This window comes from Marinobacter sp. KM021, from assembly GCF_050707965.1.
Classification (GTDB): Bacteria; Pseudomonadota; Gammaproteobacteria; order Pseudomonadales; family Oleiphilaceae; genus Marinobacter; species Marinobacter shengliensis.
The window spans coordinates 4,206,203-4,228,851 of the sequence record NZ_CP136129.1; the positions used below are offsets into that span (position 1 = coordinate 4,206,203).

Annotated in this window: 18 protein-coding genes; 6 read left to right on the plus strand and 12 right to left on the minus strand. The window is 54.8% G+C overall.

What is annotated here, in order from left to right; all coding sequences use genetic code 11:
• Positions 1-97: 97 nt before the first annotated feature.
• From RVM24_RS19635 to RVM24_RS19655, 5 genes are all read right to left on the minus strand, one after another.
• Positions 98-3,133, minus strand: coding sequence for an efflux RND transporter permease subunit (locus tag RVM24_RS19635; protein ID WP_011784134.1), 3,036 nt, complete (start codon positions 3,131-3,133; stop codon positions 98-100).
• The gene (locus RVM24_RS19640; RefSeq protein ID WP_235853763.1) at positions 3,130-4,074 is read right to left on the minus strand and encodes an efflux RND transporter periplasmic adaptor subunit; all 945 of its coding nucleotides are present in this window, start codon (positions 4,072-4,074) and stop codon (positions 3,130-3,132) included. The genes RVM24_RS19635 and RVM24_RS19640 overlap by 4 nt, the downstream gene beginning before the upstream one ends.
• A gap of 145 nt (positions 4,075-4,219) precedes the next feature.
• On the minus strand, positions 4,220-5,122 hold the full coding sequence (locus RVM24_RS19645; protein WP_011784136.1) for an alpha/beta fold hydrolase: 903 nt from the start codon (positions 5,120-5,122) through the stop codon (positions 4,220-4,222).
• Positions 5,112-5,603 (minus strand): PaaI family thioesterase, encoded by a 492-nt coding sequence (locus RVM24_RS19650; RefSeq protein ID WP_011784137.1) that lies wholly within the window; start codon positions 5,601-5,603, stop codon positions 5,112-5,114. Before RVM24_RS19650 ends, RVM24_RS19645 begins: the two co-directional genes overlap by 11 nt.
• A complete protein-coding gene (locus RVM24_RS19655) occupies positions 5,600-6,085 on the minus strand; it encodes a PaaI family thioesterase (protein WP_031209883.1) in 486 nt (161 codons plus the stop codon). Before RVM24_RS19655 ends, RVM24_RS19650 begins: the two co-directional genes overlap by 4 nt.
• 258 nt (positions 6,086-6,343) lie before the next feature.
• On the opposite strand from RVM24_RS19655, the gene RVM24_RS19660 reads away from it, so the two are divergent.
• A complete protein-coding gene (locus tag RVM24_RS19660; protein WP_011784139.1) occupies positions 6,344-6,958 on the plus strand; it encodes a TetR/AcrR family transcriptional regulator in 615 nt (204 codons plus the stop codon).
• Between the two features lie 41 nt (positions 6,959-6,999).
• Here the strand turns inward: RVM24_RS19660 and RVM24_RS19665 are convergent, their stop codons facing one another.
• Complete coding sequence (locus tag RVM24_RS19665; protein ID WP_011784140.1) at positions 7,000-8,070, minus strand: AraC family transcriptional regulator; 1,071 nt, start codon at positions 8,068-8,070, stop codon at positions 7,000-7,002.
• Positions 8,071-8,121: 51 nt separating this feature from the next.
• Between RVM24_RS19665 and RVM24_RS19670 the strand changes: the two genes are divergently transcribed.
• The 5 genes from RVM24_RS19670 (at position 8,122) to RVM24_RS19690 (ending at position 14,249) form a co-directional block, all read left to right on the plus strand.
• Positions 8,122-8,520: a 2Fe-2S iron-sulfur cluster-binding protein gene (locus tag RVM24_RS19670; protein WP_319802629.1), complete on the plus strand. Its 399-nt coding sequence runs from the start codon at positions 8,122-8,124 to the stop codon at positions 8,518-8,520.
• A 14-nt stretch (positions 8,521-8,534) separates the two neighbouring features.
• On the plus strand, positions 8,535-9,947 hold the full coding sequence (locus RVM24_RS19675; protein WP_431474629.1) for a cytochrome P450: 1,413 nt from the start codon (positions 8,535-8,537) through the stop codon (positions 9,945-9,947).
• A 17-nt stretch (positions 9,948-9,964) separates the two neighbouring features.
• The gene (locus RVM24_RS19680) at positions 9,965-11,602 is read left to right on the plus strand and encodes a GMC family oxidoreductase (protein ID WP_023011694.1); all 1,638 of its coding nucleotides are present in this window, start codon (positions 9,965-9,967) and stop codon (positions 11,600-11,602) included.
• 84 nt (positions 11,603-11,686) lie between these two features.
• Positions 11,687-12,937, plus strand: a complete 1,251-nt coding sequence (locus RVM24_RS19685) for an NAD(P)/FAD-dependent oxidoreductase (protein WP_431474630.1) — start codon at positions 11,687-11,689, stop codon at positions 12,935-12,937.
• A 286-nt stretch (positions 12,938-13,223) separates the two neighbouring features.
• A complete protein-coding gene (locus tag RVM24_RS19690) occupies positions 13,224-14,249 on the plus strand; it encodes an IS110 family transposase (RefSeq protein WP_008170306.1) in 1,026 nt (341 codons plus the stop codon).
• Positions 14,250-15,147: 898 nt separating this feature from the next.
• On the opposite strand, the gene RVM24_RS19695 is transcribed toward RVM24_RS19690, so the two are convergent.
• The 6 genes from RVM24_RS19695 to RVM24_RS19720 form a co-directional block, all read right to left on the minus strand.
• Positions 15,148-15,819: an OmpW/AlkL family protein gene (locus tag RVM24_RS19695; RefSeq protein ID WP_008170303.1), complete on the minus strand. Its 672-nt coding sequence runs from the start codon at positions 15,817-15,819 to the stop codon at positions 15,148-15,150.
• 84 nt (positions 15,820-15,903) lie between these two features.
• Positions 15,904-17,538: a long-chain-fatty-acid--CoA ligase gene (locus RVM24_RS19700; protein ID WP_230713471.1), complete on the minus strand. Its 1,635-nt coding sequence runs from the start codon at positions 17,536-17,538 to the stop codon at positions 15,904-15,906.
• Positions 17,539-17,540: 2 nt separating this feature from the next.
• A complete protein-coding gene (locus RVM24_RS19705) occupies positions 17,541-19,232 on the minus strand; it encodes a GMC family oxidoreductase (protein ID WP_011784147.1) in 1,692 nt (563 codons plus the stop codon).
• A gap of 27 nt (positions 19,233-19,259) precedes the next feature.
• Positions 19,260-20,714, minus strand: coding sequence for an aldehyde dehydrogenase family protein (locus RVM24_RS19710; protein ID WP_011784148.1), 1,455 nt, complete (start codon positions 20,712-20,714; stop codon positions 19,260-19,262).
• 51 nt (positions 20,715-20,765) lie between these two features.
• Positions 20,766-21,284 carry a rubredoxin gene (locus tag RVM24_RS19715; RefSeq protein ID WP_011784149.1) on the minus strand — a complete coding sequence of 173 codons (519 nt, stop codon included), beginning with the start codon at positions 21,282-21,284 and terminating at the stop codon, positions 20,766-20,768.
• Between the two features lie 137 nt (positions 21,285-21,421).
• On the minus strand, positions 21,422-22,642 hold the full coding sequence (locus RVM24_RS19720; RefSeq protein ID WP_023011587.1) for an alkane 1-monooxygenase: 1,221 nt from the start codon (positions 22,640-22,642) through the stop codon (positions 21,422-21,424).
• Positions 22,643-22,649: the final 7 nt, after the last annotated feature.

Here is a 22,649-nt window from a genome sequence, read left to right on the forward strand (position 1 = left end):
GCAATTCTTGTCACGGGAATGGGCAAGTAACCCCTGAATCTCCCGGTTCTGGCTTCGTCGGCTATGTAAGGATTACTTCGGAGCTCAAACACCTGGCTCACTTTTCCTTTAACCGAAACCAGAGTGCGTAAAGCGCCGGAACAAACAGTAGGGTGATCAGAGTGCCGACTGCTACGCCCCCTATAAGTACATAAGCGAGCGGCCCCCAGAACAGGTCAAAGGTCAGAGGTACAAACGCCAGAACGGCCGCCAGGGCAGTGAGTACCACGGGGCGAGCGCGTTGGACGGCTGCCTCGACCACGGCTTCCCGAGCAGCCATCCCAGTTGTGAAGTTGTCCTGCACCTGCTGCGTCAGAATCATGGTGTTTCGCATCAGGATACCGCCCAGGCCAATGAGCCCCAACAACGCGGTAAAGCCAAAAGGTTGATTAAACAACAGCAAAGCCAGCACAGCGCCAATGAGTCCCAATGGCGCGGTGGCCAGAACGGTCAAGGTGCCGATAAATGAACGCATCTGAAGCATGATGAAAATCAGCATCAACGCCAACATCACCGGTTGTAAAGTCTGAATGGAGGCGTTGGCTTTGGCGGATTGCTCCACCGTACCGCCAATTTCAATACGATAACCGTCCGGTAACCGTTCACGCAGGCCTGCCATCGTACTCCAGATCTCTTTGGTGACATCCGGTGGCTGGGCGCCTTCCACATCCGCCTGAACGGCCAGGAAGGGGGCGCGGTTGTAACGCTTTATAACCGGTTCCTCATAACGAACCTGCCACTGCCCCAGTTGTTTTACGGAGAGTTTGCGGCCGTCGCGGGTTTTGATTTCAAGATCTTCGGGCATCATGATTTCACCGCGGGCATTACGCGCCACCAGTTGAACGCTCCTTATGCCCTGGCGTAACTCGGTAACGGCCACGCCGCGAAGCTGGAACTGGAGTTGCCGTGCAACCTCTGCCGGGGTCAGGCCCATCCAGCCCAGGTTTTCCGGGTCCAACTCAAGATAGAGCGTGGGCACACGCTCATCCCATTCGAGGTGCGGCATGACGATGTTCGGATGCCCGGTCATGAGAGTCCGAATCTGGTGCGCGATCTCTCTGAGTTGATCGGGTTCCGGACCCAACACTCGAAAACTGACCGGCCAGGCCACCGGCGGGCCGTACAGCAAACGCGTTACACGCACTCTCGCCTCAGGAAACTCACCCGCCGCGATTTTGGCCTCCAGCGTCGAGATGATGTGATCGCGCCCTTCAACGTCCTGCCCGATGGCAATCAACTTGGCAAACGCCGGGTCCGGCTGCTCGGGGTTTGCCGATACGAAGAATCTGGGTGCACCGGCACCGATGTAAGCGGACAGGCTTTTAACCTCCGGCATGTCCATCAATATCGCTTCGAGGCGTCTGACGCTTTGATCCGTGGTGGCAATAGCGCTCCCCTGCGGAGCATAGACACTGATCAGAACCTCGGGGCGATCAGAACTGGGAAAAAACTGCTTCTGTACCTGGGCTGCCATACCGAAAGCACTGAGAGCCAGTAAACCCACTGTGAGAAAAACGACGGTTTTCCGGTACCTTACACACGCTGCAATCACCCCACGCAACCGCTGATAAAAAGCGCTTTGATAAAGGTCCTGGCCAGTATGCCCGATGTAATCGGGCAATAGCTTGACGCCCAGATAAGGCGTAAAGGTGACCGCCACCCCCCAGGAAATCAGCAACGCAAAAGCCAGCACCCAGAAGATGTTACCGGTGTATTCCCCGACACCCGACTGAGCAAAGCCGATGGGGACAAAACCGGCCACTGTTACTAGCGTTCCAGACAGCATGGGCGCGGCTGTGACGCTCCAGGCATGACTGGCTGCCCGTACCCGGTCCCAGCCACTCTCCATCTTCACAATCATCATTTCAATGGCGATGATCGCATCGTCCACTAACAGGCCCAGTGCGATAATCAACGCGCCCAGGGTGATGCGGTCCAGGTTAATGCCCGCTATTTTCATCAATAAAAAGGTCAGCCCGAGAGTAACGGGAATCGCAATGCCCACCACTAAACCCGCACGCAGGCCGATCGCCAGAATACTGACGCCCATTACGACGACCAATGCCACCAGAAACTTGACCTGAAAAAGATCAACGGCCTGAGTGATGGCCTCAGCCTGGTTGGTCAGGGTCTGTATTGACATCCCCAGGGGCAGCCTGGCCTGTTCAGTGCTGACAAACTTACTGAGCCGTTCACCAAACTCCAGGCCATTTTCGCCCGCCTCCATGACGACGCCCAGGAGGATCGCATCCTCACCGCTGGAACGGACGATGTAGTTCAACGGATCTTCATAGCCCAAACGCACCTCGGCCAGATCAGACACGGTGATAACTTGGTCTCCGATACGCAGAGGTACTGAGGCGAGGCGCTCAAGGTCAGACAGGTCAATGTTGCTGCGGACATAAACCCGCGGGCCGGCAAGATCAACAAAGCCCAGAGGCTCAAGGCGATTGTTGGCCTCTATCGCCTGCAACACTTCTTCTGCCGACAAGCCGAGATTGTTGAGCCGGTCCTGATCAAACTCGAGATACACCCGCTCAGGACGCTCGGCCAGGATCTGTGCCTTTTGCAAGCCGGGTAGCCGTTGCAGGCGATCTCGTATCGCTTCTGCCTCGCGGGTCAGTTCACGCATTGGCATTCCCGGTGCTGTGAGGGCCATCAGGGAGAAATACACGTCTGAGAAATCATCGTTAACGATGGGGCCGATGACACCACGGGGGAGATTGGGGCTTTCATCGGACATGCGCTTGCGAACTTGATAGAAGAGATCGGGCATTTTTTCACTAGGCGTATAATCCTGGAACCGGATAAGCATGGTGGCCTGTCCGGGCCGAATGGTGGTTTCAACAGTGTCGAAATACGCCACTTCCTGTATTCGTTTTTCCAGGCGGTCCACCACCTGATTCCGTAGCACCTCAGGGGTTGCTCCTGGCCAAACCACAGAAACCACCATTGCCCGGACAGTGAACGCAGGGTCTTCCGCCCGACCAAGGGATGAGAACGCGTAGAAGCCCGCAACAACGGACATCAAAAGAAAAAAGAGGGTGACCGAACGCTCGCGCACTGCCAGTGCGGAAAGATTAGGCAGGCTCATTGAGCCAGCTCCCGCACCGCCATGCCAGGCGTGAGCAGGTGTGTCCCTAATGCGACGATCGGCGTAGTCGCGTTGATGTTGGCCCGGATCTGCGCATACTCCTCACCCAAATCGATAACCTCGACCGCAAGGGGGGTCACCATGCCGTCGGAGACCAACCAGACCTGCGGCGTTTCTCCTCTCTCATCAAGGGCACCCAGCGGTACACGATGGCTGGCCGTGGTTTGTTTCTGCATCAGCCGGACACTCACCACTGAACCAAGCGTTAAAGACGAAGGGTAGGGCCCCTCCAGGCTGTATCGGGCACGCCAGCTCCGGCTTCTGGCGTCGGCAGCCCCGGCAATCTCTCTCAGATTCACCGCAAGCTGTTCGCCATTGGGTAAAGGAACATAACCTTGCCGGGGCGGGTTGCTGCCCTGAGGTAAAAAGACCTCGACTTCCAGGGATTGATCTTCAGCCAGAACGGCAAGGGTTTGACCGACACCCACAACCTGGCCGGGCTCAACGATGACCTCGGTGATCACGCCTGCATTGGCGGCTTTTAGTTCCGCATATCCCAGAGCATTCTGAGCCTGCTGATTTCGTGCAGAAGCCGTTTCCACCTGGCTGCGTGCTTCACGCTCCGCCAGTTCAAGGCGTTGCAGGGTTTGTTCGCTGACAAACTGACGTCCTACCAGTTCCTGCTGTCGCTGGAGCTCATTAGTGGCAATGGCCAGGGCCGCTTCTGCACGCCTCAGATCTGCGGCGGCCCCCTCCGCGGTTGCGATAAGGTCTCGTGAATCGAGTTTGAACAGTAAGTCGCCTTTTTCCACGCGCTGACCGGGATCGATGAAACGTTGTTGAATCCGGCCGGCGATCTGAAAGGCCTGGGGAACTTCGTGGCGGCCTCGCAGGGTTCCTGAAAACCTCTGAGATGTTGGACCTGCCTCCTTCAATTCCACTGTTTTTACCCAGGGAACAGGGGGGCGGGCCTCTGGAGGCGTTTCCGCGGACTGCTGACAACCTGACAGAATGAGCAGCGAGATAAACAGGGTCAGCAGAAAGCGCATGGCAGATGTCTCGATCGGCAAGATTAAGGTGTGGATATCAGTTCTCGCGGCATCCAGATAAAGCTAGTTGCAGGATAGCATCGCGAACGATGTCCTTCTGCTCCATAGGCAGAAAATGGGTCGTGCCCTCAAGAACCCTGACGTCAGCCGAAGGCAGCAGGGCCTTCAGGCGTTTTTGTGCCTTTGGTGAGAAGGTTGACCCGCGTTCCGCGGCCAGTGCTATAACCGGGCACCGCAACTGACGAATACCGGGCCAGGGGTTGTGTTCGGTATGGGCAAAGGTGGTGCTCTCCCATTCGGGCGCACACGCCAATTGAACTTGGTCACCCTGCGGCACGAAGGCGTGTTGGACGTAGGCGTTCAGCCATGCTTCGGGCCAGGTCTTGAAGCCACCGCGGCCACGATAGTTGTCCAGCGCAGCAGCGTGCGAATCAAATACCCTGCGCCGACGTGCCGCTCCGGCGGCCAGCGACAACCGATGTGACTGACGCAGCAGCTTGGCCAGCCCCAACTTCAGGCCCTGCACCGGATCCATGATCACCGGTTCCGCCAGAATCAGACCCAGCACTTTGTCAGGCCGCCGGGCAGCGGCCATGATGCTGGTGGTGGCACCGATGGAATGGCCGGCAAGCCAGACCGGTTCGTCCAGGCATTCCAGCAGAGCGATCAGGTCGCGATAATAGGTTTCCCAGCCCCGGAATGTCGACAGGTTGGCTGCACCAACGCTGGCCCCGTGTCCTCGCATGTCCCAGGCCAGGACATTGACGTCCGTGGCGAGCTCGTCAAGCAGTGGATGGTACAGGCGGCCATGGAAACCCGTGGCATGGGCCCAGTGCAGTGTGGGTCGCGCTTTGGATTGCGGCCAGCGCCACAGTGCGATATCGGCGCCATCCGTCGCCCGGAATTCGTCGCGTTCAGGTGTGTTGTGCTTAATGTCCATGACGGTCTTCTTGTTGGGCGGCCATTGTCGGGAGCAATAACTGAACCTGACCAGTGGCGATCGGTTTTTTATCATCGCCTTGCCAGCAGGTCACCTGGACCAGGCTGGTGCGCCTGCCTTGCCGAATAATGTCGGCCCTGGCGAACGTCGATCGGGCCTTCGCGGAGCGGAGGTAATTGATGTGGCTGTCGAGAATGCGCGGGCAACGTGTCTCTGCATCCTGGCTTTGCGCAGCCACCCGCGCGGTGAGTTCGATCAGGGCTCCAAGCACGCCGCCATGGAGGGCTGGTAGCATGAAGTTGCCAATCAGCGCTTCACGACACGGCAAATGAACCAATACGCCTACATCACCGCGCTGAACCTCAAGCCCGAGGTGCTGTGCATAGGGAATGCGCTCCAGAAGAGCCTGCCAGTCAGCACATTCTTTCGCACTTTCCGCAGTGCCTGAGATTTGTGGGGCCGAATCGCCAGTCGTGCTCATGCGCTCTCCTTTCCTGGTCCACCTGCATGCAATTGCTGTCCCTGGGTGTTACGCATGAAGGTGGCGTTTGCCGTCGCTAGTAACTCGCGATTTCCCTCGCTAAGGATGTCACAATGAATAAACGCGACATCGTCCGATAAATGACGACAGGTGGCCACCGCTGACAGGGCCCGGTCGCCGATGGCAGGCCGCAAATAATCCATGCGCAGATCCAGAGTGGCAATGGGCATCAACTCCAGGGCACCCGCGAATACCGCCAAGCCTCCGGCGGAGTCTGCCAGCGAGTAAAGTACGCTGGTGCAGATTTCTTTTGTATCCTTATGGGCGAACATCCATGACTGCGGGGTTAGCCGCATACAGACCTGGCCCTGGTCTACCGAGACAACTTGCATGCCCAGATCCCTGCCGTGAGGAACCTGTTCGGTGAACTGCCACGCCGTCGTCACAGCGTCACTGTGCTGAAGTTTGTTCAGATCGTTCATCAGATCCGCCCAGTCTGACATGCATTTCGCGCAGGGGCGGAAGTGTAGAGGACCAGTGGATTGTCATAGGTCATTGCCATGGCGTTCTCTTGTGAGTAGCATTGTTTCCAAAGTTTGGTTGGTCAACCAACCAAAAGTCAACACTTTGTTAATCCAAATGGCACGGCACCGGTGTAATGGCGTGCGATCAGTGAAACGAATCGAATGATGGCTGCTCTGATGATTAATAAACGGGATTGCTCAGGAGATGGTTAAGCCATGGTTGACAGACAGATTACCCCTGCAAGCAAATTAGGCGATCAGGGTAACGTTTTGTCTAACGCCGCCCGGCTCTTTCGAGAGAAAGGTTTTGAAAGGACGTCTCTAAAGGAGATTGCCGAAGCCTGCAATATGCTGCCCGGAAGTCTGTATTATCGTTACAGCAGCAAGGAAGCGCTGCTCGTTGAGCTGATGCGTCGGGGAGTAGACCTGGTTACAACAGAGGTTGAAACCGCGTACGCCAGCTCGGACGATCCCGTGGAACGATTGCGTCTTTGTATCAACGCACATTTGCACGCCCTGCTGGTTGATTCGGATACGGTTTACGTACTTTTGTTTGAGTGGCGTTCACTGAGCGCGGAGGCCCGCGGGGACATCATCGCTTTGCGTGACCAGTATGAATCCCTTTGGGCCGAGATCATCGAAACGATGATTGAGCAAGGCGTGATTCGGAAGGATGTCAATGCTCGCCTGCTTCGCCTAATCGGCCTCGGGGCGCTCAACTGGGTCGCAACCTGGTTTGATCCGAAAGGTGTCTATACACTCGACGGCATTGGTGATTTTGTCTGGAACGTCATCATGGATGGTGTAATCAGGAAAAGTGTACGAACATAGGCACTGGCTCCCCAAGCGTAATTAGCGCCGGTTTATGTTTGTTAATCACGTGTATAGATGGTGTGTGATCTGACGTTTAGCCTGAATTGCTCAGGTGGCTGGCCAAACCAGCGTTTGAAGGCGCGTCTGAAATTGGCACTGTCGTGATAATTCATCAACGCGGCAATGGCCTCGATTGACAGTTCGCTGTCACGCAGGTATAGCGCTGCCTGCTGAGACAGAATCTCGTCACGGATTTTTCGAAAACTGCTGCCTTCATGGTTGAGTTTACGCGCCAGGGTGCGTTTGCTGATGAACAGAGAAGCAGCCGCTTCCTCTTCACTGAGCGTTCCCGGCGGCCGGGACAACATCATCTTCTTCAGCCGGGTCTGGTAGCTTGGCTTATCGGACTGAAGTTGCGCAAGCATGGCTTCACACTGTCGCATGGCCAGATGATAGTTTTCATGATTGGCAGAGGCGTTTGGTTCCCGACACAAGGCCATCGGCAAGCTGAGTTTTAATTGGCTGCAATCAAAGTGAATCTGCCCGGACAAAAAGTCCGAATACGTTGCGTGATACTCGGGTTTCGGATGGGCAAAGCATACTTCAGCCTCGCGCAAAGGGCGGCCAACCATGAACTCGCCGAATTCGAAAAGTGCCTTGACCATCGCATCCGACAGGCAACGCTGTATGTCATCGTCTAATGGCCCCAGGTACTGCAGAATACATTCCAAACGCTCACCGACTTGCTGCAAGTGCAACTGGATGAAGCTCGCGCGCGTGGGCAGGAATGTCCGAATCGCGTGTAGAGCAGTGAGGAGGTCGGGGCTGCTGTAAGCCACGAACCCCATTGCTCCGTGGGTTGCCGGAGTCATTCGTTTACCCAGCCTTAACCCAAATTCTGGCTGGCCGGACAGATCCATTGCATTACGCAGGATCTGTATCTGCTGAGCCACAGTAAGCAGTCCGTCCTCGCTCAAAAATTGCGTCACCCCAAGTCCAGTGCCCCGCAGCAGACGCGGAAGTTGTCTGGCTGTCAGATTCAGCTCACGTGCAACTAGCCGTGAGTAATTCGATGGAATATCCGGACCGGGACTTTGCAACTCCTCCATTTTCTTCCGCGCCGCCATCATTGATACCCCCCTTCCTAAAGTTTCGCCATTTTGTCTTCAAATGACCCCTGCTTGTCAAGAAATGACCTGAAAAATATGCTGGCAGACAGGCAATATCTGTCAATCATCAATGCTGGTAGGAGAACAACATTGGGCAAAGTTACGTTTATCGAACATGATCAAACTGAACATGTCGCAGAATTCAAAGCTGGTTCCTCGGTAATGCAAATCGCTGTTGATAGCGCCATTCCCGGTATCGACGGGGATTGTGGGGGGGAGTGCGCCTGCGGTACCTGCCACGTTATCGTCACGAACGAATGGTTCAGCAAGACAGGCACGCCTGGCAATGAGGAAGAACAAATGCTGTCAATGACACCGGAGCGGGCGAGCACTTCGCGCCTGGGCTGCCAGGTGGTACTGACTGATGAAATGGACGGCATGACCGTGCATTTACCCGAGTTCCAGATGTGAACACAGGAGGACGCATGCCAACACTGCCCAGAACATTTGACGACATTCAGTCCCGACTGATTAACGCCACCTCCAGGGTGGTGCCGATGCAGAGGCAAATTCAGGGACTGAAATTCTTAATGAGCGCCAAGAGGAAGACCTTCGGCCCACGCCGACCGATGCCCGAATTCGTTGAAACACCCATCCCGGACGTTAACACGCTGGCCCTTGAGGACATCGATGTCAGCAATCCGTTTTTATACCGGCAGGGTCAGTGGCGCGCCTATTTCAAACGGTTGCGTGATGAGGCGCCGGTCCATTACCAGAAGAACAGCCCTTTCGGCCCCTTCTGGTCGGTAACTCGGTTTGAAGACATCCTGTTCGTGGATAAGAGTCACGACCTGTTTTCCGCCGAGCCGCAAATCATTCTCGGTGACCCTCCGGAGGGGCTGTCGGTGGAAATGTTCATAGCGATGGATCCGCCGAAACACGATGTGCAGCGCAGCTCGGTGCAGGGAGTAGTGGCACCGAAAAACCTGAAGGAGATGGAGGGGCTGATCCGATCACGCACCGGCGATGTGCTTGACAGCCTGCCTACAGACAAACCCTTTAACTGGGTACCTGCTGTTTCCAAGGAACTCACAGGCCGCATGCTGGCGACGCTTCTGGATTTTCCTTACGAGGAACGCCACAAGCTGGTTGAGTGGTCGGACAGAATGGCAGGTGCAGCATCGGCCACCGGCGGGGAGTTTGCCGATGAAAATGCCATGTTTGACGACGCGGCAGACATGGCCCGGTCTTTCTCCAGGCTTTGGCGGGACAAGGAGGCGCGCCGCGCAGCAGGCGAGGAGCCCGGTTTCGATTTGATCAGCCTGTTGCAGAGCAACAAAGAAACGAAAGACCTGATCAATCGGCCGATGGAGTTTATCGGTAATTTGACGCTGCTCATAGTCGGCGGCAACGATACGACGCGCAACTCGATGAGTGGTGGCCTGGTGGCCATGAACGAATTCCCCAGGGAATTTGAAAAATTGAAGGCAAAACCGGAGTTGATTCCGAACATGGTGTCGGAAATCATCCGCTGGCAAACGCCGCTGGCCTATATGCGCCGAATCGCCAAGCAGGATGTCGAACTGGGCGGCCAGACCATCAAGAAGGGTGATCGAGTTGTCATGTGGTACGCGTCGGGTAACCGGGACGAGCGCAAATTTGACAACCCCGATCAGTTCATCATTGATCGCAAGGACGCACGAAACCACATGTCGTTCGGCTATGGGGTTCACCGTTGCATGGGCAACCGTCTGGCGGAATTGCAACTGCGTATCCTATGGGAAGAGATTCTCAAACGCTTTGACAAGATCGAAGTCGTCGGCGAGCCGGAGCGCGTGCAGTCCAACTTCGTGCGGGGCTATTCGGAGCTGATGGTCCAGCTGACACCAAAAAGTTAATGAACAGGCTGACCAGGATGACGACCGAACAATTTGACTATGTCGTGGTTGGCGCGGGCTCGGCCGGATGTGCTGTCGCCAGCCGCCTGTCGGAGAGCGGTCGCCATTCTGTGCTGCTGCTTGAAGCCGGTCCGGAGAGCCGCCGCAACCCTTTCGTGAACATGCCGCTGGGTTTCCTGCAGCTGATGTTCAGCCGCCGCTACAACTGGCAGTTCAATACCGAACCGCAGCGTCACATGCACGACCGGGCGCTTTTTCAGCCGCGGGGCAAGATGCTTGGCGGTTCCAGCGCCATGAACGCGCAGGTCTATATTCGCGGGCATGCCCGGGACTACGACGAGTGGGCACGGCTGGGGTGCAACGGGTGGTCATACGCCGAGGTGTTGCCCTACTTCCGCCGATCGGAACATTTCGAGCCCAAACTTACGCTGAATGAGGCAGAATTTCATGGTCAGGGTGGTCCGCTGAACGTTGCCGAGCGGCGCTATACCAATCCGCTGAGCATTGCGTTTGTCGAGGCGGCAACCCAGGCGAAGTACCGGCTCAATACAGATTTCAACGGCAGTGAGCAGGAGGGCGTGGGCTTCTACTACGCCTACCAGAAAGACGGCACACGCTGTAGCAATGCGCGGGCGTATCTGGAACCCGCTGCGGGGCGCTCCAACCTGACGGTTTGCAGCGGCGCGCATGTCACCCGGGTGCTACTCGAAGGCACCCGCGCCACCGGTGTCGAATACCGCGATACAACGGGGCAGACGCAGGTTCGTGCCAGGCGCGAAGTTGTGCTCTGCGGCGGCGCGTTCAACTCGCCGCAACTGCTGATGCTGTCCGGGGTCGGTCCGCGGGAGGAACTGTCCCGGCATGGCATAGAACTGCGCCATGCGTTGGAGGGCGTCGGGCAGAATCTCCAGGATCATATCGACGTGTTCGTGCGCGTCAGCGCCCGCAGCCGCCAAAGCATCTCGATGCATCCGAGCTACTGGCTCAAGGGGCTGTGGGGCGCTCTGACGTATCTGAGCGGCCGGCGGGGCGTGCTGTCGAGCAACGGCGCCGAGGCCGGCGGGTTCATCCGCTCCCGGCCCGAGGAGCCGATACCCGACCTGCAGCTGCACTTCGCGCCAATGCTGTACGACGATCACGGGCGAGACCTGAAGACCGCGATGAGCGGTTATGGCTACGCGGTGATGATCTACGGGCTCAGGCCATCGTCGCGCGGGCGCGTCGGTCTGCACAGTGCCGACCCGTTTGCGGCGCCGCTGATCGACCCCAACTACATGGCCGAGTCCGCCGATGTCGAGCGACTGGTACGCGGGGTACATCTGGTGCGCAGAATCCTGGCGCAGGCGGCCTTTGCCCCGCACCACGAGGTTGAGGTCTCGCCCGGGCCGGCGCTCCAGAATGACGACGATCTCGCCGCATGGGTACGGCGCAGCGGTGAATCAGCGTACCACCCGGTTGGCACCTGCAAGATGGGTGTTGATCCGATGGCGGTGGTCGATCCGCGCCTGCGCGTGCATGGCCTGCAATGCCTGCGGGTGGTCGATGCCTCCATCATGCCGACGCTGGTCGGCGGAAACACCAATCAGCCGGCAACCATGATCGGCGAGAAAGGCGCCGCGATGATACTTGAGGATGCCGGGGAGACGGTCGGCTAGCGCTGCGGGGGGCATCCCGGCGCACAGCTGGCATCCGGACTTCTGATCAATCTGATCCCAGAGAACAACAGGCAGAGACAGACTATGGCAAACCAACAGAAAGAGACGACAGTCATCGTTGGCGGCGGGCACGCAGCGGGTGCGCTCCTGACAACCCTGCTGCAAAAAAAATATCAACAGGAAGTGATTCTGGTGGGCGAAGAACCACATCCACCCTATCAGCGGCCGCCCCTGTCCAAGAACTATCTGGCAGGAGAGGTTGATCAGGCGTCGCTGTACCTGAAGCCGCGCTCGGTGTACGAGAACGCCGGCCATCAGTTGCGGCTTGGTGTGCGTGCCGAACAGATTGATCGGGACAACAGGACCATCAGCCTGTCGGACCAGAGCACATTGAAATACGATCGACTGGTTCTGGCCACGGGGTCCCACGTCCGAAGCCTGAACGCACCCGGGGCTGACCTGGAGGGCATTTATTATCTGCACGACATAGCTGACTCGGATGCCCTGCGTGAAGAATTGCTCCCGGGGAAGCGCCTGGTCATCGTGGGTGGTGGTTACATTGGACTTGAGGTGGCAGCCAGTGCCACCAAAAAAGGCGTTAATGTCACAGTACTGGAAGCGGCCGAGCGTCTTATGCAGCGTGTAACAGGCCCGGAAATCTCAGAGTTTTTTTACACCAAACACAGCAGCGCCGGCGTGGATCTGCGGCTGAACACGGCGGTAACCGGTTTCGAAGCGGGCGATCAGGGGCATGTGGCTGGCGTGACCTTGGCGAGCGGCGGCACTGTACCGGCCGACATCGTGCTCGTTTCAGCGGGTGTTGTGCCGGAAACCGCCCTGGCTGAGGCCGCCGGCCTGCCCTGTGATGACGGCATTATTGTTGACGAGTTTACCCGCACAGAAGATCCCGCCATCCTGGCGATCGGCGACTGTACCCGCCACCGGAATCTTTTCTTCGAGAAGATGCAGCGCCTTGAATCTGTCGCCAACGCGGTTGATCAGGCCCGGACAGCGGCGGCAACCCTGATGGGCGAGGAGAAACCCTATAACAGCGCTCCATGGTTCTGGTCGAACCAATATGACGTGCGTCTGCAGATGGTGGGGTTGTCGCAACATCATGATCAGCGTGTGCTGCGCGGAAGCCCGGAAGACAAGGGATTTGCGGTGTTCTATCTCCGCGATGGCTGTGTCATTGCTGTTGATGCGGTCAACCTGCCCATCGCTTTTATGGTCGGCAAGACCCTCGTTCAACAACGCAGGCAGGTCAATCCTGAAATGTTGAAGGATCCGGATATTGAACTGAAGTCCTTGGTGAGCGGTCAGTCCATAAATTGAAATTGACGACCGAGTAGAGCTGTGCCCTTAGTTTGCCCAAAATTGCGAAAGCAATGCACAACTCATACGGCCTATGGATATCATATCCTACGACCGACAGCTTTCAGTGAGCGCAAAGGATGCGTGAGCCACAACCGGCGGAATTTCCCGTAGCCAGACACATTACTGTTGCTCTGGTAAACCGAGAGCACCATAGCGAATGATATGGACTCCCCCTGCTCCCACGGCATCGATGTGCCACATTGAAGGTGTCTGACATCTTCAATCAAAAGCAGGAGGAGTCATCATGAATGTTACAACCATTGGCATCGATCTGGCGAAAACTGTGTTCAGTATTCATGGCACCGATCAACACGGCAAGGTCGTGGTTCGCAAACGACTGAACCGGCCCAAGCTGTTGCCTTATATCGCTCAGCTCCCACCCTGCCTGATTGGCATGGAAGCCTGCTCGGGTGCCCACCATTGGGCTCGGGAAATGACCAAACTCGGCCACGATGTCCGAATCATTGCACCCCGGTTTGTCGCGCCCTATCGCAAGAGCAGCAAGAACGACGACAACGATGCCGAGGCCATCTGTGAGGCAGTAGGTCGGCCGAATATGCGGTTTGTTCCAATCAAGACCGAAGACCAGCAAGCCGTACTGTGCCTGCATCGTATTCGCCGTGGACTGACCAAAGAACGCACCGCGCAGATCAATCAGATTCGTGGGCTGCTGGCCGAGTTCGGACTGATCATTCCCCAGGGCCGTTACGCCGCACGGCGCCGGGTTCCCGAAATCCTGGAGGATGCCGAAAACGACTTACCCATGCTCGCTCGCCGCTTAATCAACAACATCAACCAACGCATTCGACAGCTCGATGAAGAAATCCTGGCTTACGATCGGGAGGTCGAAGCGATGGCCCGGAGCGATGAGCAGGCCAAGCGCCTTATGGCCATACCGGGTATCGGACCACAGACCGCAACAGCCCTGCTGGCCAGTGCGCCTGACCCCAGACAGTTCAAAAGTGGGCGACACTTTGCCGCATGGTTGGGTCTGGTGCCCCGACAATACTCGACCGGTGGCAAGGTGCGACTTGGCCGAATCACCAAGCGCGGGGACAAATACCTGCGAACGCTGCTGATCCATGGCACCCGGGCAGTGATTGCAAAATTACCGGATAAGAATGATCGACTCAGTGACTGGGCCAAAGACCTGGTGGAACGACGTGGATACAAGCGGGCCGCCGTTGCGATGGCGGCCAAGAACGCCCGGATTATATGGGCACTACTCATGAATCAAACCGAGTTTAAGACACAGCCTGTGGAGGGCTAAAACCGAGCACCAACGACAGGCAGAACAAGCCTGCCAGAAGAGTCTTGCAACGGCAAGCGATGACGGAACGGTCAGACCGAGAGTGGGAGAACCTGTTTATTTCTGCGGCTCAGCGAAGCCGACTAACGAATAAGGTCCCCGCTCACACGCATCATCATCCTGGCCCGGGCAAAAACGCCCACAAAGAGGCCGAATGTAGAGCCGCAGTCTCAAACCGCTTCGGATTCAAATGGCGTTGCTTGACCGCAGGGGGAGTCCATGTAGGTGAAATAATTCTCTATATGTCCCACTAATAACCTCACCTTGCAATTACCGACGAAAATATGAACTTGATTTTACCCACAAAGAAAAAGCGAAGTCTCTATCGGCCATTATGGGTAGAGGTTCCGATCACTCAATCCTTCATAAGCAACATCGCCCATTCGGTGTCGACCTCTTGTTTTGGTTCATCTGAGCATATGCTTTTTCATGCGGATGGGTGGTGGCAGCCAAGACAGGGCTTTTCAGACTGCAAGCTTCAAGCGGTGTGTAAATCAAACACAGTAAGATTCCGGCTTATTGATGGTGGACATCAAGAACCGATAGTTACGAGCGGTATTAATGTTAAGACACTTGCTCGATTAAATGAAACTTGCGGGACTACTGAAAAGGTTTTCTATAGTAAGGACGTGCCGGTCCTGATGGCTATATACTACTCGACTAAACGATACGAGACCTTTAAATGATGCATAAGGCTGGGGCTATATACCTAAGGAAGATCTGAATAACCGCTGGTTTTTGCCCCTTTTCCGCAATCTTGGCGGAAAAGGGGCGCATTGGTCTTACGCTGCAGGTTTTTTATCAATCAGCAGGTTGCTGAAAGCGACCAGCAAATGCAGACGGTTGGTATACTTGGCATTTAAAAGCGATATGCAACACCGATGCTCACGATAGTGGGGTCCACTTCCACTTTTGCCTGAACAGGGGCCGGGCCCAGGTTACCGGTGATATCCGCCTCGAAGGGTGCATATCTAACGTCAAAATTTGCCGACCAGTTATTGTGTATCCTCCAGCGAAAACCAGCCTGAACCGCAGGGGCCCATGTATCTTCGACGTCGAAGTCGGTTAGTGCGCGATCCTTCTCATCTAAAAAGAGAATCCGTCCTACACCCGCTCCAAAGTACGGAGAGAAGTTGCTACCCGTCAAAACATGATACTGAAGCGAAAGAATTACCGGACCATAATCTGTTTGACCAAGAAAAAGACCGGAGAGAGACTCTTCGCCCTGGAGGTCCGCACTAGCGGGAATGCCGCCAAAAATGTTAAATGCCAGCTGATTACTCAGAAAATACGACACGTCGAATGATACGGTCGTATCGTTGTTAATAGACAGGTTGGAATTTGGAACGGGGGCACTCCCCGCAGAGGCTGATCGCAAATCTTCATCGGTTAGAACTCTAGTGGCATTCAGCCCAACCACCCAGTCGCCTCTACTGTAAACCGGCTCAGATTGAGCGTTGGCCAGGCTCGCAGCAAGTGAAAGTAAAAGGAACGCCACTAACGAGACTTTACTAATTATTTTAGGTTTCATTTTTTATTATCCTTTTTGGTATTAAAACAAATTGGCTTTAGGTAAAACTGCAATTTTTCGTAACACAAATGCCACTCATTGAAGCTAGCTTGCCGGTTTATTGACTAATACTTCCCCATACTCAGAACGCAGCTTGTTTTTTAATACTTTCCCAGTGGCATTGCGTGGCAATCCTTCCACAAAGATCGCGCGATCCGGGATCTGCCACTTGGCGACTTTCCCTTGATAATGAGCAAGAAGTTCCTCCTCAGTAATATTTGCGTCGGGTATTTTTACTGCCAACAGGATCGGTCGTTCGTCCCATTTATCATGGGAGGCCGCCACTACGGCAGCTTCATTGATGGCAGAATGGCCCATTGCGATTCCCTCCAATTCGACTGTAGATATCCATTCACCACCAGATTTAATAATATCTTTTGAGCGGTCACGTATTGTCATAAATCCATCATCATTGATCGAAGCAACATCACCTGTCTCGAACCAACCGTCTTCCTCAAGAGTCTGATTTGGTTCAACACCGAAGTAATCGGCTACCACCCAATGACCACGGATGCGGAGATTTCCCTGAGCAATGCCATCTTCGGGCAGTTGATGGCCGTCTTCACCCACAATTTTGAGCTGCACCCCGTAGGGAGGCCGTCCCTGGCTTTCACGGATTTTGTTTCTTCCTTCCTCCGAAAGAGTATTGTGTTTCGACAGCAGTGCATTGACGGTTCCGATCGGTGATGTTTCTGTCATTCCCCATGCATGGACAACTTCTACGCCGTACTTACCACGAAACTCTGACATCATTGAGGGAGGGCAAGCGCTACCACCTATCACCGTCCGTTTGAGCGTCTTTGCCGAGGAGCCAAGCTCGTCCAAAGCCGAAAGAAGTCCCTGCCAAATCGTGGGCACACCCAGCGCAATCGTTACGCTTTCTGAATCGATAAGCTTGACCAAACTTTGTCCATCCAGGCCGGGACCAGGCAACACCAGTTTGGCTCCAACCATCGCCGTAATGTAGGGTACCCCCCACGCATTTACGTGAAACATAGGAACAACCGGCATCACCACGTCCCGTGCCGATAAATTCAGTGCGTCAGGTTGAGCAGCTACCAGCGCGTGCAGAACGGTGGAGCGGTGTGAATAGAGCACCCCTTTGGGATTTCCAGTGGTGCCCGATGTATAGCAGAGGCTTGAAGCCTGGTTTTCGGCGATTTCAGGCCAATTCGCGTTAGGCGTTCCTCGCTGGAGAAACTCTTCATAAAACAACAATCCTGGAAATTGCGCTGCAATTTCTTCGTCCGGTTCGGACATCAATACAAATTCCTCAACCGTCTCCAGTCGGTCACGGATATTTGAAACAATCGAAAGGAACGTTTTGTCAAAGAATATGGCTTTGTCTTGAGCATTGTTGATAACGTAAACGAGTTGTTCTGGAAACAGTCGCGGGTTAATGGTGTGACACACCATCCCGCCACCAGAGATGCCAAGATAACATTCCAGGTGCCCCACGTTATTCCAACAAATGGTCGCGCACCGATCCCCCTGGACATAGCCTGCCGTTCGAAGCGCCGACGCAAGTTGTCGCGACCGCCTCGAAACAGTTGCCCAGTCAGATCGACTGGGATTTCCATCCGTTCCTATCGACACAATCTCAGCGTCTCCATGGTAGCGAGCAGCATGGTCGATCAAAGAATTCACGGTGAGTTCTACGTTCATCATTTTGCCAAGCACGTTTATCTCCTCTCCATTTCTACTGCTCGTGGGACGGAATAGTTGGCGTCAGTAGTGTCCGCGGTGGGCGTGGGCGTCATAACCCGAGCCTGAACCGTGACATTTCCCAGGAGGATGTCGGCTGCATTTTCGGCAATCATCATGGTGGGTGCGTTGGTGTTACCGGCAACCAAACTGGGCATTATCGAAGCATCGACGACTCTAAGCCCTTCAATGCCTCTGACTTTCAACTCTGGATCAACGACTGACTCCGGATCCACGCCCATACGGCAGGTGCCAACGGGGTGGTAGATAGTCTCTGCATTTTCCCGGATGAAGTCCGCAATCTGATCGTCCGAGGACACAGAGTTTCCGGGCATGACTTCTCGCTTACTATGCAAAGCCATTGTCGGTGCCGCGAGTACTCGTCGCCCGAATTTAACGGCGGAAATCATTGTCTTGATGTCTTCGGGGTCACTCAGATAATTGGGCTGAATCAACGGATCGGCTAATGGATCAGGGCTTTTCAGTCCAATAAAACCCCGGCTTTTGGGCAGCAGATCGCAAATGTGTAAGGTGTAGCCATACCCGGTCATCACTTTTCGCCCATGATCCTTCAAAAAAGTTGGCAAAAAATGGAATTGCACATTCGGTCGTTCACACGAAGGGCTGGATTTAACAAAGCCTCCTGCCTCGGCTACATTACTGGTGAGAAACCCGCGTCGCGCAAAAATATAGGAAAAAAGTGCGCTCACTCCCCGAAGCAGGAAGCTGGGGGCAACACCAATAGGCAAACGTGAGTTCGCCGCGTGCATCAGCGTAATATCCAAATGATCGACCAGATTCTTGCCCACCTCAGGAAGGTGATGGACCAGAGGGATTCCGTGTTTCCGAAGCTCTTCGCGATCACCGATTCCGGAAAGCAAAAGTAGCTGTGGTGAATTAACCGCCCCGCCGGACAAAATGACTTCACCGCCATTATTGAGTCTGAGCTGGCGATATTCGCCCCCTTGGTTCAGTGTCACCCCAACCGCCCGCTGGCCATCCATTACCACCCGGGTTACCCGAGCGTCCGTTAGCACATCGAGGTTAGGCCGTTTCTCTGCGCCACGCAGAAACGCCTGCGCCGAACTCCAGCGCCGACCATTTTTTTGTGTCACCTGGTAGGGGCCCAGTCCCTCTTGCGTTTCGCCATTGAAATCCGTGTTCACCGGGACATCCACATGGGAAGCGGCGCGAACAAAATCCCGACTTAACGGATTGACCGATCTCAGATCGCTTACGCTGAGTTCACCGCCCTTGCCGTGGTAAGCATCCGGTCCGAAACGTTCGTTATCTTCCAGTCGGCGAAACAATGTTAATGCGCGGTCCCATCCCCAAAGGTCGGTTCCGGCAGCCTGACCCCAGTGTTCATAATCGGCTTTGTGGCCCCGGATGTAGACCATGGCGTTGATGGAGGAGGAGCCGCCAAGAGTTTTACCCCGGGGCCAGAACAGACGGCGCCCCTTGAGATGTTCCTGAGGCTCGGTTTCGAAGGCCCAGTTCACCTGCTTGCTATTGGCAAGAAGTGCAATACCCACAGGCATATGTATGAGCGGGCTCTTATCCTTTGGCCCTGCTTCAAGTAACGCTACTCGCTTCGAGGGATCGGCAGTCAGTCGGTTAGCCAATACACAGCCAGCCGACCCGGCGCCAACAATAATGTAATCGTACATAGTGACTCTCTTGTTATTGGATTATGCTCAGCCCAGAATACGAACAGCAGCATCTATGAGCCGCCGGACCCAGCGTGTATAGGGAGGAAAAAGCAGGTGGATGAGAGAATGCTTATCCTCCATCAGCGCCTTTTCATGGGAAAAAGCGCGGAAACCGTATTCACCGTGGGATGCCCCTATTCCAGAATTATTCACTCCGCCAAAAGGCAGGTCCGGATGCAGGAAGTGCACGACTGTAAGGTTAATCCCTGCAGCGCCGGAACTCGTTCGTTCGATAATATTTCTGGCAAAAGACTTGTTCTGGTCGAATACGTAAAGCGCCAGTGGCTTGGGGTTATCGTTGATTTTGTTGATAACTGAATCAATATCATCGAACTCAATAACCGGTAATATCGGGCCGAATAACTCCTCACGTGAGATATCCATGTCGCTGGACATATTTGCAATCAACGTCGGCGCAATGAAATTTTCTTCAGCATCTGTAATACCGCCTTCAAAGACGTTTGCGCCTTTGCTTTTGGCATCTTCTATCAGGCTTGACACGCGCTGGAAATGACGGGCATTTACAATCCGGCAATAGTCAGGCGTCGATTGCCGGGCTTCCGGCGTTTTCCCGTAGATGCGCCCGATTTGCTGTTTAAGTGCTTCATTGAATGGGGCTGCAATGCTTCTGTGTACAAAAACATGGTCCGGAGCGATGCAGGTCTGGCCATTATTGGCAAACTTCCCCCAGACAATGTATCGGGCAGCCTTCTTGATGTTGGCATCCGGGCCTACAATGGTCGGGGATTTTCCCCCCAGTTCCAGTGTCACCGAGGAAAGGTTCCTGGCCGCAGCCTCCATGACCAGCTTGCCGACCGCAGGGCTGCCAGTGAAGAATATGTGGTCGAAGGGCAGGGCCAACAGTTTCTGGGCTACAGCGGCATCGCCTTCAATCACCGAAACAAGATCGGGGGGGAAGGTTTCGGCGACAATGTTGGCAATCACCTTTGAGGTGTGGGGTGTCATTTCCGAGGGTTTGATGATAGCTCCGTTCCCCGCAGCCAACGCTGAGACGAGAGGTCCGAGCGCAAGATTGAGAGGATAATTCCATGGCGCGATAATTAAACACACACCCTTTGGCTCTGGCCGAACATAAGACCTCGTACCCCAAACACCAATGGATGCAGCCACTCGCTTCGGACGCATCCATTTACGCAAGTGTTTTTTAGTGTGTCGAATTTCCTGAAGCACCGGCAGGAGTTCAGTTAATTTGACTTCTGGAGCGGGTTTTCGAAAGTCCGCCGCGCAAGCCGCAATGATGTTTGATTCGTAGCGTTTAATTGAATCCCGCAGCTGGTCGAGCTGCGCTATTCGAGCCTCTAAGGTAAAACTTCCGCGACGCGCAAGTTGTGCCCGCTTTAGGGCCGCGAACGTTGAATCAATCGTATCGCTGGTTGACACATTGGGCAGCCCAACCTCCGCCAGACTAGCAATCTGCATTATAAAATCACCTCTTTCCGAACGAGACTGTTGTTATTTTAAATCGGATTATTAGTCTTCATAGAGGACATAGTCCTCTTTTGTGGCACCACAGTCCGGACAGCACCAATCGTCTGGAATATCTTCAAAACGAGTGCCGGCAGGGAAGCCTTCGGCTTCATCTCCGAGAGCTTCATCGTAGATATGGCCGCAAGTGATGCAGACCCACTTCCGATAGGTATCTTTTTGAGTCGAGTCTTTGGGCGATTTTGAAGAGGTAGGCTTCGGTTTCGCTTTGGGCTTTGTTTTATTTTTAGCTGAAGGAGTAGATGCGTCCGTTGCTTTCTGCGATGCTCCCTCGGTCTTAGCTTGGCTGGCAGTACGGACCGCTATATTGGTTGCGGACACCGAAAGTTCCGAGTTCGCTTCTTGAAGCGCAACGAAGTCAACCTTATCCCTGACGGCACAGTCTGGACAGGACCAGTCTTCAGGAATTTTTTCCCAGGTCGTTCCTGCAGGAAAGCCTTCGTGCGGATCACCAACCACTTCGTCGTATACATAACCACAATCCGGGCATTGATGTTTAGCCATTTAAAGCACCTTTCAAACGATATTATTGTCTTTGTTTTGGTAGCGCCCGACGCGCACCCTCTTTCAGGTGCACGTCAGAGGCTCTTTTTCTGCAACGTAAATAAAGTAAACGACGTATATAAGTTCTAATTAGCCGATCATTTAGACGCTGCGGTATCGACTGATTCAGAATCAGTCCCACCAAATTTACGCACATAGAATTCACGCTTGCCGGGTTGAATCTGAATCTTATCGAGATCTCCTTTAGCCCAATCCAGCACCCGGTGGTCCATTATCGACCGAAACCATGAGGGAAACATTGCGACCAGGAACATTCCGGGATATCCCGATGGTAAGGAAGGCAGGTCTTTGAAGTCGCGAAGCGATTGATAGGACCTTGTAGGATGGGCGTGATGGTCGGAATGTCGTTGCAAATGAAACAGAATCAGGTTCGACATAATATGGTTTGAGTTCCATGAGTGGTGCGGTTGTTGACGCTCATAACGTCCATCCGACATCTTCTCGCGCAGCAATCCGTAATGCTCAATGTAGTTGGCGCTGGTCAGCTGCCACCAGCCAAAGGCCATCTGGATGGGCAGGAAGATCAGCATTAACGGACCAAAAAACGCCAGCAATGCGGCATACAGCACGACCGTCAGAATCATCGGCTGAAGCACTTCGTTCTCCAGGCTCCAGACACTTTTGCCGCAACGGCTCAGGCGCTGCTCTTCCAGCGTCCATGCCCGCTTGAAAGCACCGGGAATTTCACGCAATGAAAATGCGTAAATGGACTCGCCCATGCGGGATGTCGCCGGGTCCATCGGTGTTGCCACATCACGATGATGCCCCTTATTGTGCTCAATGAAGAAATGGCCGTACCCGACCACGGCGAGAACCAGTTTGGCCATCCAGCGGTCAAACGTCTCTTTTTTATGGCCGAGTTCGTGGCCTGTGTTCAGAGCCAGGCCATTGATGATGCCCATGGAAAAGGCCAGTGCGACGAACTCGAAAACATTCATTGGATGCGTGGCCACCCACCAGCAACTGACAATCAGAGATGCGTAGTGAACGGGCACGGTCAGGTAGGTCAGCACCCGATAGTAACGGTCCTGCTCAAGCCGGGGCACAGCCGACTCGGGGGGGTTGGAAAAATCTTCTCCGAACATGGCATCAATCAAGGGAACGGCACCATACCAGAAGATTAACACCAGCCCGTACCAGATGCTCCATCCGGTCTGGGCGACCAGATAAAGGCTGATAAGGGGTGTCGCTGGCCACAGCACGGAAAGGACCCACAGGTGGCGCTTTCTGTCCACATAGTTTTCGGCACCAGGGTCCCTCTGAAGAGACTCTGTTACTACATTTTCTGACATTGACATCAGGATC

Bases quoted from the DNA above. Each gene is read 5' to 3' on its own strand.
- RVM24_RS19680 (WP_023011694.1), top strand. From the start codon at position 9,965: ATGACGACCGAACAATTTGACTATGTCGTGGTTGGCGCGGGCTCGGCC.
- RVM24_RS19695 (WP_008170303.1), bottom strand. From the start codon at position 15,819: ATGAAACCTAAAATAATTAGTAAAGTCTCGTTAGTGGCGTTCCTTTTA.
- RVM24_RS19710 (WP_011784148.1), bottom strand. From the start codon at position 20,714: ATGCAGATTGCTAGTCTGGCGGAGGTTGGGCTGCCCAATGTGTCAACC.
- RVM24_RS19685 (WP_431474630.1), top strand. From the start codon at position 11,687: ATGGCAAACCAACAGAAAGAGACGACAGTCATCGTTGGCGGCGGGCAC.
- RVM24_RS19720 (WP_023011587.1), bottom strand. From the start codon at position 22,642: ATGTCAATGTCAGAAAATGTAGTAACAGAGTCTCTTCAGAGGGACCCT.
- RVM24_RS19665 (WP_011784140.1), bottom strand. From the start codon at position 8,070: ATGATGGCGGCGCGGAAGAAAATGGAGGAGTTGCAAAGTCCCGGTCCG.
- RVM24_RS19635 (WP_011784134.1), bottom strand. From the start codon at position 3,133: ATGAGCCTGCCTAATCTTTCCGCACTGGCAGTGCGCGAGCGTTCGGTC.
- RVM24_RS19655 (WP_031209883.1), bottom strand. From the start codon at position 6,085: ATGAACGATCTGAACAAACTTCAGCACAGTGACGCTGTGACGACGGCG.
- RVM24_RS19705 (WP_011784147.1), bottom strand. From the start codon at position 19,232: ATGTACGATTACATTATTGTTGGCGCCGGGTCGGCTGGCTGTGTATTG.
- RVM24_RS19645 (WP_011784136.1), bottom strand. From the start codon at position 5,122: ATGGACATTAAGCACAACACACCTGAACGCGACGAATTCCGGGCGACG.
- RVM24_RS19650 (WP_011784137.1), bottom strand. From the start codon at position 5,603: ATGAGCACGACTGGCGATTCGGCCCCACAAATCTCAGGCACTGCGGAA.
- RVM24_RS19715 (WP_011784149.1), bottom strand. From the start codon at position 21,284: ATGGCTAAACATCAATGCCCGGATTGTGGTTATGTATACGACGAAGTG.
- RVM24_RS19690 (WP_008170306.1), top strand. From the start codon at position 13,224: ATGAATGTTACAACCATTGGCATCGATCTGGCGAAAACTGTGTTCAGT.
- RVM24_RS19660 (WP_011784139.1), top strand. From the start codon at position 6,344: ATGGTTGACAGACAGATTACCCCTGCAAGCAAATTAGGCGATCAGGGT.
- RVM24_RS19675 (WP_431474629.1), top strand. From the start codon at position 8,535: ATGCCAACACTGCCCAGAACATTTGACGACATTCAGTCCCGACTGATT.